The 13,245-nt window shown below is 47.4% G+C and carries 10 protein-coding genes; all 10 read right to left on the bottom strand.

The window, feature by feature from the left end; translation table 11 throughout:
• Positions 1-9: 9 nt before the first annotated feature.
• A complete protein-coding gene (cyoE, locus tag SB724_RS17085; RefSeq protein ID WP_032872371.1) occupies positions 10-957 on the bottom strand; it encodes a heme o synthase in 948 nt (315 codons plus the stop codon).
• A gap of 359 nt (positions 958-1,316) precedes the next feature.
• Positions 1,317-2,174, bottom strand: a complete 858-nt coding sequence (gene catE / locus SB724_RS17080; protein ID WP_410572068.1) for a catechol 2,3-dioxygenase — start codon at positions 2,172-2,174, stop codon at positions 1,317-1,319.
• Between the two features lie 16 nt (positions 2,175-2,190).
• The gene (gene catD / locus SB724_RS17075; protein WP_012117101.1) at positions 2,191-2,595 is read right to left on the bottom strand and encodes a DoxX family oxidoreductase CatD; all 405 of its coding nucleotides are present in this window, start codon (positions 2,593-2,595) and stop codon (positions 2,191-2,193) included.
• Positions 2,596-2,761: 166 nt separating this feature from the next.
• Positions 2,762-4,579, bottom strand: a complete 1,818-nt coding sequence (locus SB724_RS17070; protein ID WP_410572065.1) for an ABC transporter ATP-binding protein — start codon at positions 4,577-4,579, stop codon at positions 2,762-2,764.
• A complete protein-coding gene (locus SB724_RS17065; RefSeq protein WP_061581190.1) occupies positions 4,560-6,293 on the bottom strand; it encodes an ABC transporter ATP-binding protein in 1,734 nt (577 codons plus the stop codon). The genes SB724_RS17070 and SB724_RS17065 overlap by 20 nt, the downstream gene beginning before the upstream one ends.
• Positions 6,294-6,588: 295 nt before the next feature.
• Entirely contained in the window at positions 6,589-8,916 is a 2,328-nt protein-coding gene (locus tag SB724_RS17060) for a peptidase G2 autoproteolytic cleavage domain-containing protein (RefSeq protein ID WP_265973530.1), read from the bottom strand.
• Between the two features lie 176 nt (positions 8,917-9,092).
• The gene (locus SB724_RS17055) at positions 9,093-10,679 is read right to left on the bottom strand and encodes an alpha-glucoside-specific PTS transporter subunit IIBC (RefSeq protein WP_059366640.1); all 1,587 of its coding nucleotides are present in this window, start codon (positions 10,677-10,679) and stop codon (positions 9,093-9,095) included.
• A gap of 16 nt (positions 10,680-10,695) precedes the next feature.
• The gene (locus SB724_RS17050) at positions 10,696-11,457 is read right to left on the bottom strand and encodes a MurR/RpiR family transcriptional regulator (RefSeq protein ID WP_061581192.1); all 762 of its coding nucleotides are present in this window, start codon (positions 11,455-11,457) and stop codon (positions 10,696-10,698) included.
• 68 nt (positions 11,458-11,525) lie between these two features.
• Positions 11,526-12,875 carry a maltose-6'-phosphate glucosidase gene (glvA, locus tag SB724_RS17045; RefSeq protein WP_410572062.1) on the bottom strand — a complete coding sequence of 450 codons (1,350 nt, stop codon included), beginning with the start codon at positions 12,873-12,875 and terminating at the stop codon, positions 11,526-11,528.
• A gap of 170 nt (positions 12,876-13,045) precedes the next feature.
• On the bottom strand, positions 13,046-13,228 hold the full coding sequence (locus tag SB724_RS17040) for an H-type small acid-soluble spore protein (RefSeq protein ID WP_003155535.1): 183 nt from the start codon (positions 13,226-13,228) through the stop codon (positions 13,046-13,048).
• Positions 13,229-13,245 lie beyond the last annotated feature (17 nt).

Genomic DNA, 13,245 nt, shown 5'->3' with positions numbered 1-13,245 from the left:
GCCGCCTGTTTATGTTCTGAGAACCGCATTGATAAACGAATCAGCCATTAAAATAAGAAAAAGCAGACTGAAATACACAATCGAATAAAAAAACATCCCCTTCGACCATTGCGTGTCATCCGCCGCCTGAAAGCCTTTGACGCTCCGGTACAGCCAGATGGCCCCGAGCAGGAGAGCGGACGCGGTATAAAACGGGCTGACGTCTATATATAGAGGAACGAGCAGCGAAACCGCAGTCAGAACGGCAATATAGCGCAGCATTTTTATTTTTGTGACGCGATTGCCTTTTATAATCGGCAAAAGCGGAATGCCGGCGGCACGATACTCTTCCTTTCGCCTGATTCCGATCGCCCAGAAATGCGGCGGCTGCCACAAAAACATAATCGCGTATAACAAAATCGCGGGCATATCAATGTACCCGGTCAGCGCGCAATAACCGATTAAAGGCGGAGCCGCCCCCGGAAAGCTGCCGACAAATGTGCTCCAGACGGATTGTCTTTTAAACCAAAGCGTATAAACGACGGCATACAGCAAAAATGCAAGCAGGCCAAGAACGGCGGTCAGTACATTAAGCGAAGCAAGCATGATGAATCCGCATGCGCCGAGACATGTGCCGTACAGGATCATGACCGGCGGCGGTATTCTCCCCGTGACGCTTGCGCGGGTCCGGGTTCGCGCCATTTTTGCGTCCATGCCGCGGTCAAAGAAGTTATTAAAAACAGTGCTTGATGCCATGACTAACGCCGTTCCGATCATAGCAACCGCCATGGCGGCAAATATACCGGGCCCTCCGCCCGTCCTTTCCGACTGAAGCCATGCAATCCAAAATCCGCCCAATGCGGCAAGTGAATTTGAGATGATAATCCCCGGCTTGGCTAGAATGATAAAGTCCTTAACCGTCACCCGGTTTCCATTATGCTTCATCGGCTGTTCCGTCTGTGCTGCATTTGAATTCATTTGTTCAGGTTCTCCTTTTTCGGCTTATCATATCAGGAAGAATCAGGAAGAACAATTTATTTTGGGCATTTTTCACACAATTGTAAATTGTATATAAAAAGCCGCATCTTGTGACCGGATGCGGCTTTTGCCTTTTTCTATTCAAAGTCTGCCCATACAGCTCCCCGATCAGCTGAACGGACACAGTTTTCAATCAGCAGATGCCCTGAGCTCCGGCCGGCGATGGCGGGCTCTACACATCATTTTTGCGCCTCACTGAGATGTTCGCTCTCTTCAGTCACAGACGTTCTTTCCCGAGCCTTTTCAAGAAAACTTCAGAAAAATAAAAACCTTGCCGATTAGACGGCAAGGTTTGTTTCTTACAGTGTAAATGCGATATCCGCCCCTGATACAGGGTCTTTGACGAATACGCCCTCTTCTTTTTCTTCGATCTCAAAGCCGGCATCGGTCAGCGCTTTTGTCACACGTGACAGCTCTTTTTGATGCGGGAGCACGATGGTGTAATAATCCAGCCCGCTTGCATTTCCCGGTTTCGGCGGCGCATGTTCTCCGGCCCATATATTCAGACCGATGTGATGGTGATACCCTCCCGCCGAAACAAACAGAGCAGACATGCCCGCGTAATTGCCGACAATATCAAAACCGAGGATATCGGTGTAAAACGCTTTGGCTTCCTGTAAATCCGTCACATGAAGATGGATGTGGCCGATAACAGTTCCTTCTGGGAGACGGCTTTTCCGTTCAGCTCCGGCTTCTTCCAAAAGCCCGTCCACATCGACGGGCGCCGTTTGCATGACATAATTGCCCTCTGCATCCCGGCGCCACGTGCTGCGGGGACGATCGGCGTATATTTCAATGCCGTTGCCATCCGGATCAGACAGGTAAAGAGCCTCACTGACCGCGTGATCCCCCTGACCGAGCGCGATGCCGTTTTCAATCAGCCTGGCCAATGCGATGCCGAGTTCTTTCCTGTCAGGCAGAAGTATCGCGAAATGGTAAAGGCCGGTGACAGACCGCTCCGGCAGAACGACGGCGCTTGGATTTTCTTCAAGCACCAGCAGGACGCGTTTTCCGTCTGCTGACAGTCTTGCAGAACGATCGGTCTGCGAGATGACTTGAAGGCCGATTACATTCCGGTAAAAGCCGAGCGAGCGTTCCATATTTTTAATGGTCAATTTGACATAGCCGATTGCCGTATCTTGATGAATGCCGGTCATTTGAACGCCTTCTTTCTTATGCTGAAAAAGTTTCTCCCTTTTTTGATTTGAAAAGGAGCTGATCCAATGAAAGCAGACGGCTTCCTGAAAGCGCTAAGTGAATTGACGCAACCAGTAAGATGAAATCAAATTCCGATCCGCCCATAAATGGTGAGGAAAGCTTCGCCGTGAAGATGGCGCCGACTAATGTGACGGCAAACAGAACGCCGATAATGCGCGTTGCCAAACCGAAAAAGATCAGAACCCCGCCGACAAGCTCAATCGTCGCGATGACATAGACCATAAAGGCCGGAATCCCGATGCTCTGGAAAAATTGCGCAGTTCCTTCCAACCCTTGAAACTTGGATAAACCGTGAACAAAAAAGATAATACCTGTTACAACCCTTAAAAGCAGTGTTCCTGTTTCGAATGATTTATTCATAAAATCCTCCTTGAAAATTATTATCACTTACTTTATGTAAGCTAGTATATATACATAACTTATTTACGTCAAGTAATTTTGTTACATTTAACGAAAATAACTTAAAAGTACTATTTGCCTTCGCAAAAAAAGACCTCCGCACTCTGTCGGAGGTCTTTTTCCCTATCTATGATTCCCGGAACTGGCTTTCATATAATTCCCGGTAAAACCCGTTCTGGCTGAGAAGGTCGGCATGGGTTCCTTTTTCAGCCATTTCGCCGTCTTTCAGCACAAGAATCTGATCGGCTTTTTGAATCGTGTTCAGCCTGTGAGCGATGATGACGCTTGTTCTGCCCGCCATTAAACGGCCGAGCGCTTCTTGTATTTTCACTTCCGTCACCGTATCAATGTTGCTCGTCGCTTCATCCAAGATGAGCAGCACCGGATCCGCCAGCACAGCTCTCGCGATGGAAATAAGCTGTTTTTGTCCTTGGCTGATGCCCGCGCCGTTTTGGGTAAGGACGGTATCGTAGCCTTTCGGGAGCCGTTCGATGAATCCGTGGGCATTGGCGGCTTTTGCGGCTGCCTCCACCTCTTGATCAGATGCGTCCAGACGGCCGTAACGGATATTTTCCCTGATGGTGCCCTGAAAGAGAAAGGAATCCTGCAGGACAAACCCCATGTTTTTTCTCAGACTGGATCTCGTCAGTTTTTTGATGTCCGTTCCGTCAATGAGGATTTTTCCGTTATTCGGCTCGTAAAAACGGGCGATCAGGCTCGTAACGGTTGTTTTACCCGCTCCGGTCGGTCCGACGAAGGCGATTGATTGTCCTTTCGGAACGCTGAAGGACAGGTGTTTTAAGATCGGGCTGTCTTCCTGATAGCCGAAGGAGACATCTCGAAATTCAATCTCTCCCGTTTTGATCGGCTGGTACAGCGCATGCTCTTCATCTTCCCGCTCCTCTTTTTCATCCAGCACGTCAAACACCCGCTCAGCCCCGGCGATGGCCGATAACATCGTATTGAACTGATTGGCTAAATCATTTAAAGGGCGCGTGAACTGCCGCGAGTATTCGGCGAATACGACGATGGCACCGATCGAGATCCATCCCTTCAGCGCAAACAGCCCGCCGACCGCCGCTATAATCGTAAAGCTTAAATTGTTTAAAGAGTTCATGACTTTCGGAATGAATCCCGAAATTGTCTGCGCCCAAAACCCCGATGATTGTAACGCCGCGTTTTTTTCTAAAAATTGTTCCATGACGCGGTCTTCCCTCGAATAGGCTTTAATGACCTTCGCCCCTGATATCGACTCTTCAATAAAACCGTTCAGCTCGCCGAGGTTTTTCTGCTGCTGTTTAAACAGCAATCCCGTCCGGTTGGTGATCCATTTAATGCTCAAAAGCATGATCGGAATAATCAAAAGCGTGATCAATGTTAAAAGCGGACTCATGTACAGCATGACGGAGATTGTGCCGACGAATGTAATGACGCTCGACAGCACTTGAATGACGGATGTATTTAAAGTGGAGCTGACATTTTCGATATCATTGGTGACCCGGCTCATTAAGTCCCCGAGCCGCTGTTTATCAAAAAACGGAATCGGCAGCTCATGCAGATGGGTAAACAGCTCGCTCCGCATTTTAAACACGGTGCTTTGCGAGATATTGATCATCAAATAGTTTTGAAACCATAAGGACAATGATTGCACGAGGTAAATCCCAAACAGGATGAACAGCACCCCCGCCAATCCGTCTGTCGTCTGTCCGACGATAAAATGATCAATCGCTTTCCCGATGACGAACGGTCCGAGCAGGCCGAATATGGCGCTTATGACTACCATGATGATCACAAGGGTTAAAAGCCCTTTTTTCTCGGCTACATAAGACCAGATTCTGCGCAGCGTGCCTTTTGTATCTTTTGCTTTCGCGCGTTTTCTGCCGCCTTCATTTGATTTGAGCGGTATTTTCGGATATCGGAAAGGTTTACGAATGTCTTTTTGCATTGTCAGCTCCCTCCTTTCCGAATTGTGATTCATAAATCTGCCGGTACAGATGAGACTGTGCCATCAGCTCTTTGTGCGTGCCTTTGGCCAGCAGTTCGCCGTCTTCAAGCAATAAGATGGTGTCAGCCTTCATCGCAGTCGTTATTTTCTGCGTAATAATCAGTGTCGTGCATTCATAGGATCTGATCGCTTGTAAAAGCTTCGCTTCCGTTTGAAGATCAAGCGCGCTCGTACTGTCATCTAACAGCAGGAGGGACGGCTTTCTGATAAAAGCGCGCGCGATGGAAATCCGCTGCTTCTGCCCGCCTGACAAATTGACGCCCCGCTGTCCCAGCACCGTGTCGTATCCGTTTGACAGCTTCATAATTGTTTCATGGATTTGCGCGTCTTTGGCCGCTTCCATTACTTCATCTAGTGAAGCATCTTCCCGCCCCCAGGCGATATTTTCACGGATGGTGCCCGAAAACAGAAGCACTTCCTGCGGAACATAGCCGATTTCCCTGCGCAGCCCGCAAGCGGAGAATTCACCGATCGTTTTGCCGTCTATGAAAATACTGCCCGAATCAGCCGTGTACAGGCGCGGAATCAGCTGAAAAAGCGTTGATTTTCCTGAGCCTGTCGCGCCCATAATGGCAACCGTTTCTTTCGGGCTGGCAGAAAAGGACACGTGATGCAGCGCGTCTTTTTCCATGCCCGGATAGCGGAAGGACACTTCGCGAAACTCAATCCCGCCTGCAAGCGCCCGTGCCGGGTCCTGCCCCGTTCCCTCGCCGCCTTCTGTTTCCAGCACCTCGCCGATTCTTTCCCCGGAAGCCTTCGCCCGGGAAAATACCATGATGAGAAAAGGAAGGACGGACAGCGCGCCTGTAATCCGCGTCGCATAGTTAATGACGGAAACGACATCGCCGACCTGCGCTCCGCCCTGAGCAATGCTTTTGGCGCCGAACCATAAGATAAACAAAATGCAAATGTTCATCAGCAGCATTAAAATCGGCATCGCCGCTTCCACGAGACGAAAAGCGGAGACCGTTTTTTCCATCAGCTTCGTATTCGATTTCAAAAACCGTTTCACTTCGTGGTTTGCACGGAGGAGCGCTTTAATCAGTTTGATCGCCGTCAGGTTTTCCTGCATGATCGTGTTGACCTGATCAAGCCGCTTTTGCACAGACCGAAACAGCGCGCCGCCTCTTTTCAGCACCCACAGCAAAAACAAAAGCAAAATCGGCACCGTGATCAGCAGAAAAAACCCGAGTTTCGCATTGACGGTCAGCGAGAGAATAATGCCGCCCGCGATCATTAACGGCGCACGAAGCATAAACCGGAGACTCATGAAAAGCATATTTTGGACCTGTGTCACATCGTTTGTCAGCCGGGTGATAAACGATGTGGATGAGAATTGCGCAAACGTCGAATAAGAGAAGGATTGAATTTTTTGAAAAAGCCCTTTTCGCGTATCATACGCATAGCTCTGGCTGATGTGGGCGGAGTAGAATGAATTTAAAATGCCCGATGCGAATGAAACAGCGGTCAGTCCGATCATCACGCCGCCCCACAGCCAAACCGTACCGAGATCCTGCTTTAAAATTCCTTCGTCAATGATTTTCCCGATCAGCAGGGGCTGTATCAGCTCTACCGCAAGCTCGATGAGCATGAAAAACAGAGCGATTCCCGCCAAAAGAGAATACGGTTTTACATATGATAAAGCCTTTGACATGTGTAAGCCTCCAAATCCTTTGTTCAATATGTATGTATATTTATTTTATTTGTTTGTCTTAAATGAATAAAGGATTAACCCTTGGACCCGCACTTTTATTATGTACTTTGTGTAAAAAAAACGGAAATCATTGAGGATAAAAATTGAAGGAATGAGGCGTGCAGATATATGGAGGCTGTCTTATCTTTTCTTTTTACCAGCTTCTAAATCGGAGCCTTGATTTTAAAATGAATTAGCGGAGCCTTTAAAAAGGCGTCCGCTAGTCAGGATGGTCATTTATGCTTTGTCATTTCATTTAACGAATGAAAACGAGAGCGACCCCGAATCCTTTATCAGCATCAAACTCATTGATCACTTTCATGACCTGCCAGCGCTGGTTTGAAGCATCAGATTTTGTTGCAATCCCGTTATGAGCGTGAATAAAATCTCCCGCTTTCACAGTCTCATCGCATCTGACATATACCTGGCCGATGAGTCCGACAATGTTCCACTCGTCTCTCTCTTCTCTTGAAGCGTAGTCTTCTTCAGGCCGAAAGTCCGGACTTTCCTTTGGCGCCATGACCGTATGGCCGTTCGCATCTTTCTGTTCTTCATAAACATAGCCGCCAAATTCATTCTTTACGTATCGTCCCGACCAGTGAAAACTCGACTCGCCAAGAATCACTCCGGCGGTCTCGGAAATGACCCCAAGCATGAGGTCACCTTTTTCAGCCGGTCTGATCTTATCACCTTCAAGTGTGACAAGTGTTCCCGTCGGAATCTTTTCCCCTCTCAGGCTTTCAAAATACTCGGCGTAGTCAGAGAATGTCGAGGAACCTGTTACGCCTCCCGCAGCCTTAATTGTTCCTTCTTTTGCGTGAAGCTCAATCTTTCTGTTGGCTGATGACGGAGTGCTGCCGGAACCCCAGCCAAGTACTACAGAATCTGAATTCGGATTAATTGTATTGTACGAAGAAAGCACTGAAGATTGAGCCGCTCCGGTTGCTCTTCCCCGAACAGAACCAGCCACAAAATTATTATTGCCTGTAGCGTGAGATTCACGGGAGCCAATGACTCCGCTTCCTTTATGTTTGAATAAGAAATAAGGAGTGACTGCTCCTCCAATGTTAAAGTCAGTTTCATAACCTGAAAAATCACAATTGGATACATTAAGATCTGGATCTGAGGAATAAATTCCAACTGTCCCGCTATTATTTTTTGGAGATCTCTGTCCCCAAACATTACTAACAACAGACTCGTACATTCCGCTGCCAAATGCAACTCCTTTTTTTCCGGAGTCAATCAAGGTGACACCATCCACCATTACTTTCCCTACTGAGTTATCCCCGCCGACAATATATAAGTCATTGTCTGCAGTCTTAAATCCGCGAATGGTTATATTCTTTAAGCTAATTAAGCGTCCTTTATAAAATACGCTGACTACCGAATTACCCTTATAATCAATTGAACTATCATCACAAACAGCATGGAAATTCACAACACTCACGCCATCATATCCGGAGATTTGCAACGCGTTTGGACCCGCCCCTTTGTAAAGATCATTCGGTTTAGGGTTATATGCGATACAATTCGCAAGCTGCACATCATGGGCTGTCGCTGACTGAGGATCGCTTGCTGTGTGGTGACCGATATGGCGAATGCTATATCCAATGGCATTTTCGTATGCGCGACAGTTAACAAGCTGCACTCTCTTCGCAGCCGGTGCATAACCGTGTGCCTTAATCTCAAAGCCTCGGACTCCTCCAATTGAGATACAACTATCAATCATTACGTCTTGAGAGCCGTCATCAATTTCAAAACAGTTCGTGTTAGAAGTTCCATCGTTTAGCCCCATAGGATGATAAGAGAGGCAATGACTGAACGTCGTGTGTTTCCCAAAGTGACAAGTAAAGTTATCATCCCCGGACCCTGTTGCTTCACAATGTGAAAACGTTACAAAGTTACAGCCGTTGGGCTGATAATAAGTTGGATCATCTTTTTCTCCATGTCTGTTATAGTTCGGGCTTGTAGAATCAAAGCCGTGCAGGCCGGCGTTCTTCGCAAACACATGCTCAACAAAAGAATAGTCAACATTCGCAAAAAGCAAACAGCTTGAAGTGGGGCCTTTCGGAATCTTCCAGCCGGAAGGACGAGTATCCTTATTCCAATCCAAAGTGAGATGGCCGACATAAATATTTTCATTACCGTTCGTATAATCACTGTTGGTCAGAACAGAATGGCCGACCGGTGTTTCGTCTAATAATTTAATAACCGTTCTTTTCTTGCCTGCTCCGACAAGCATTGTATTTGACGGAACAAACAATCCCGATGTTCTGAATACACCCGCGGGAACTGTTACGACATAACCTCCGTCGGCCATGGCATCATGAAATGCCTGCGTATCATCCGTTACGCCGTCACCTTTAGCTCCAAAATCCATAACGTTCCGCTCTGTCACATGTTCAAATCTGTTTTCATACATTTTAAGTCTTTCGTTTAAATTTTCATAAGTTGACGTGCCATTGCTAAGCGCAGCACCGATTTTGCTGTCAATCGCTTCAAAATTTTGAGCAATGCTTTCAACCTCAATCCCCTCCGTCTTATCGGGTTTGTAAAGTCCTAAGAAAGTCGTATAGTTTGTCATTGCCTTACCTCCTATTTTTGAATTGCTGTTTAAAACACCGAACACCACAGAAGTCTTTCGTTTTCACTCCTGCATGTACAGGTGGCAAAGGTATGACAAATTCATACATTTCTTCAAAACATAAAAAGAGCGCCGGATTAACAAGCGCTCTGCACATAGTCTGCTGCTGCAGTATTTTAACCGTTCAATATTTTCTCGACACGCTCCCGCATTTGCGGAACGCCTAATCCGACAATGACCTGAAGCGCCCTGCCTTTTCTGACGACCCCGTGGGCTCCCAGCTCTCTGAAATCGGCGTCACTTTTGACCTTTGATTCATCAGCGACAGTGACGCGGAGACGGGTGGCGCAGTTGGTGACCTCCGTAATATTGTCCTTTCCGCCCAGCGCTTCAATATACAAAGCGGCTGTATCCCGCTGTGTTTCGTCTGCCGCCGCTGTTTCTTTTGAAGCCTGCTTCCGTTCTCTGTACTCCTTTTTCGAATAGAGCTTTGTTTCCTGTCCTTCCTCTTTTTCTCTGCCCGGTGTGGCGATGTTGAATTTGAGAATGAGGAAACGGAAGACGAAAAAGTAAACAGCGGTAAAACACAACCCGATGATGATCTGGTATACATACGTCAAGCCATGGCTTGACGCCAGCGGGATCCAGTTCAAGGTCGCAGCTTCGATCAAACCGCCTCCCATATTTCCGACGACGCCGGCCATGTACATGACGGTTGCCATGGAAGCGGCAAGCAAAGCATGAACCGCAAATAAAAACGGCGAGATAAAAAGGAATGTAAATTCAATCGGCTCTGTAATTCCCGCGACAATGGACGTCAAGGTGACCGGGATCAAAAGGCCGGCGACGATTTTTTTCTTTTCCTTTGAAGCCGTGGCGTAAAAAGCGAGCGCGATTCCCGGAATCCCGAAGATTTTCGAGTTGCCGTGAAGCGCGAAGCCCCCCTGCGGGAACAATTCTTTCAGCGGTTTGACGCTTTGAGAGTATTCCCCGAGATGCTGGGCCCAATAGGTGACGATACCGCCTTCAGCCACAGCCGGACCGTAAACAAACGGCGAGTAAATAAAATGATGCAGGCCGGTCGGAATTAAAATCCGCTCCAGGAACGTGTAAATCCACACGCCGATCGCCCCGGAAGAAACGAGAAAACTTTGCAGCGAGCCGATTCCGGACTGAACCATCGGCCATACGTATGCCACCGCAAGTGAAATCGGTATCATAATGAAGAAAGAAATGATAACGATGTATGATGATCCTTGAAAAATCCCCAGGAAATCCGGCAGTTTTTTATCAAAATAACGATTGTGCAAATACACGACAATAGATGAAATAAAGATGGCGCCGATAATATTCGTATCAAGCGTTTTGATGCCGGCAATCATCGTCAGCCCGCTCGTTCCGCCGGCTTCCTGAGTCATATCGACGTGAAAAGCCCCGCCCCAAACCGTCAGAATCGCATTGATAAAGTAATTGAATGTCAGATAAACTGTAAGCGCTTCCAAACAGGCCCGCGCCTGCGCTTTTTTCGCTAAGGCGACAGGTATGCCGATCGCAAACAGGAGCGGCATTTGATTAAAGACGGTCCAGCCGCCCTGTTCAATGACGTACCAGCATTGATACCAAAGCCCGTCAGGATCAGCCAGCGGCCCCATCAGCGTTTTATTTTTAAACAGCGTACTCAGACCGACAATAATACCGGAAAATGCAAATAATAAAACAGGCACAAACATCGCGCTGCCGAAGCGCTGGACTTTTTGCATCATTTCACGTGACCTCCCGCTATTTATCAAAATTTTCAAGCTCTTTATAATCAACATATGCACGGAATAACGCTTCGCCCACCAGAAAAAACGGGGCAAATGCGACGATTTCCGTTTTATCGCTTAACATCACCGGCTTGCTGGTCGCATAAAGATTATACGGCGTCGTTTGCGCCAGTACGTTGTTTTTCAGATTGGTGATTGAAATAAACGGAACTCCCTTTGCGGACAGGGTCCTTACCTGCGGAATTAATTCGGGTGTTTCGCCTGATAAAGAAATAATGATGAATACGTCATCAACCTTAAAATCATCACACATGATATCAAACTCTGTGATGTCCTGAATTAAAATCAGATACTTCCGCCGGGATACAAACATCCGCTGCAGCTCACGGGCGCACACCCTCTGAGCCGTGCCCGATCCGTAAACGAAAATCCGTTTTGCTTCATCTATCAGCCGGCACATCTCCGTCATATCTTTTGACTTCACATATTTTACATTGGCTTCAATATCATCCAGCAGCTTTTCAAATGTCATATTCTCGCCCTCTTCAGGCTGATCCTCCCATTTCAGAAAAACCCGGAATTCACTGTAGCCGCTGAAGCCCAGCTTTTGGGCGAGCCGCAGGATGGAAGACCGAGAGACATTGCAGGCTTTCGCCATGTCATTGATACCGAGATGGTAGCACGTATGTTTATGATTCAATATATATTTTAAAATATAAAAATCGTTGTCATTTAATTTCGCGTAATGCTGATTAACCAGTTCTTCAAGACTCATCCCAAAAATCCCCCCGTTTTCTTTCTATTATATAGAATAACAGATAAAGAAAACGGGGAAGATTGTCATCAGGAAATAGGAGACGGACTCACATCAAGCTCAGGCCAGTAGTCCTTATTAGCCTCCATCAGATCTTCAAGAATCAGTCTTGCCACACGGGCATTCGGCACTGTTTTTGACAGGATCAGCGCCTGCCACAGCTTTTGAAATGACCGCTCTTCCCACGCTTCAGCCGTCAGTTTTTCGACAGACACCTGCTGTTCCATCAGGCCTTTTTGAAATTGCGGTATGTCCCCGACTGAGAGGGGTTCCGGTCCGTTTGAGCCTACGAGACAAGGAATCTCAACCATGGCTGATGGATCAAAGTTTGCGATCGCGCCGTTATTTTCAACGATTAACAGCATTCTCTCCCCGGTGTTGTAAGCGATGGCCCGGGCAAGGTCGACGATATAGGAAGCATGATCATCAATTTTAATTTCACTGTTCTCCGATGATTGTTCGCGCGTAATCATATCGCATTGGCTGAAAATGAAAGCTTCGCGCCCTTCCATAACTTCATTGGCTCTCGTATGGTTCGGGTTTGATTTTTTCACCATATCATCCGGGAATAAGTAATATTGCAGATATGTGTTCGGGAGCGTATCCGGATCAGCCGCCTGTACGTCGCGCGCTTTTTTGAATGTGTCATTCCAGCTTGCTTCAGTCTGTTCGGCCTCCGTCTTCGGAACGTAGCCGTATTCACGGACATGCTCTTTCAGCTTCGGCATTAAATCATTGCCATGCCGGTCTATGATGGACGTCCACCAGCCAAAATGGTTCAAGCCGTAGTAACGGACGTTCATTTCTTTCCGTGAAGATAATCCGAGGATGTTCGCCATGCGATCCTCAATTCCGACCGGCATGTCGCAGATGTTCAATATTTTTGAATTCGGTCTGAGGCGCCGTGTAGCTTCGGCCACAATCGCCGCCGGATTGGAGTAATTCAGCATCCATGCGTCAGGCGAGTACGTTTCCATATAATCAAGAATCTCCAGAACACCGCCGATAGAGCGCATGCCGTATGCGATTCCGCCCGGCCCGCATGTTTCCTGACCGACCACGCCGTACTTCAGCGGGATTTGTTCATCAAGCGCGCGCATCGCATATTTTCCGACGCGGATATGCGCCATAACGAAGTCAACATCCGTAAAAGCCGTCTCTGGGTCATCAGTCGCCAAAAATTCAATGTCCGGCGCTTTTTCTTTTATGAATACCTCACACGCACCCGCAATCCGCTCCTGCCTTTCTTTATCATTGTCATAAAGTTTCAGCTTTCTGATCGGAAACTCTTCCAGGTGATTCAAAAGCATTAATACAATTCCGGGGGTAAATGTGCTGCCGCCGCCTGCAATAACGATTGAGAATGATTTGTCTGTCATGTGAAGCCCTCCTCTGATAACGTTTACATTTTATTTATATCATGAGAAGGTCCGATCTGTACCGGGTTTGGAGGAGTTAGATCATTTAATCATTTTTAGTTATTTTTCTCAAAAAGCGGGAAAGTTCCCACAGGTACGAAAGAGGCCTGCTGTCATCAGCAGGCCCATTCTCAAAAATGCTCTTGTAAATCAGAAAGCAGCACTTCCTGCTCAAATTGAGGATTTCCGATCGGAAAAATTCTGGCTGTTTCCTTGTCTTCGTTGACATGCTGAATATAAATCGGAACTCCTTCATACGTCACATACGCCATGGCGGCGGATTCCGAAATGTCTTTCGCACGCTGTGTATTCACGTCTCAAACCTCCTTTA

Source organism: Bacillus sp. SIMBA_031, assembly GCF_046535225.1.
Classification (GTDB): Bacteria; Bacillota; Bacilli; order Bacillales; family Bacillaceae; genus Bacillus; species Bacillus velezensis.
Note: the sequence above shows the minus strand (reverse complement) of the source record. Positions and strands in the feature narration are given on the sequence as shown.

What these genes read in the sequence shown, in the direction of transcription:
- cyoE (WP_032872371.1), bottom strand. Translation starts at nt 957, where the DNA reads ATGAATTCAAATGCAGCACAGACGGAACAGCCGATGAAGCATAATGGA.
- catE (WP_410572068.1), bottom strand. Translation starts at nt 2,174, where the DNA reads ATGACCGGCATTCATCAAGATACGGCAATCGGCTATGTCAAATTGACC.
- catD (WP_012117101.1), bottom strand. Translation starts at nt 2,595, where the DNA reads ATGAATAAATCATTCGAAACAGGAACACTGCTTTTAAGGGTTGTAACA.
- SB724_RS17070 (WP_410572065.1), bottom strand. Translation starts at nt 4,579, where the DNA reads ATGCAAAAAGACATTCGTAAACCTTTCCGATATCCGAAAATACCGCTC.
- SB724_RS17065 (WP_061581190.1), bottom strand. Translation starts at nt 6,293, where the DNA reads ATGTCAAAGGCTTTATCATATGTAAAACCGTATTCTCTTTTGGCGGGA.
- SB724_RS17060 (WP_265973530.1), bottom strand. Translation starts at nt 8,916, where the DNA reads ATGACAAACTATACGACTTTCTTAGGACTTTACAAACCCGATAAGACG.
- SB724_RS17055 (WP_059366640.1), bottom strand. Translation starts at nt 10,679, where the DNA reads ATGATGCAAAAAGTCCAGCGCTTCGGCAGCGCGATGTTTGTGCCTGTT.
- SB724_RS17050 (WP_061581192.1), bottom strand. Translation starts at nt 11,457, where the DNA reads ATGAGTCTTGAAGAACTGGTTAATCAGCATTACGCGAAATTAAATGAC.
- glvA (WP_410572062.1), bottom strand. Translation starts at nt 12,875, where the DNA reads ATGACAGACAAATCATTCTCAATCGTTATTGCAGGCGGCGGCAGCACA.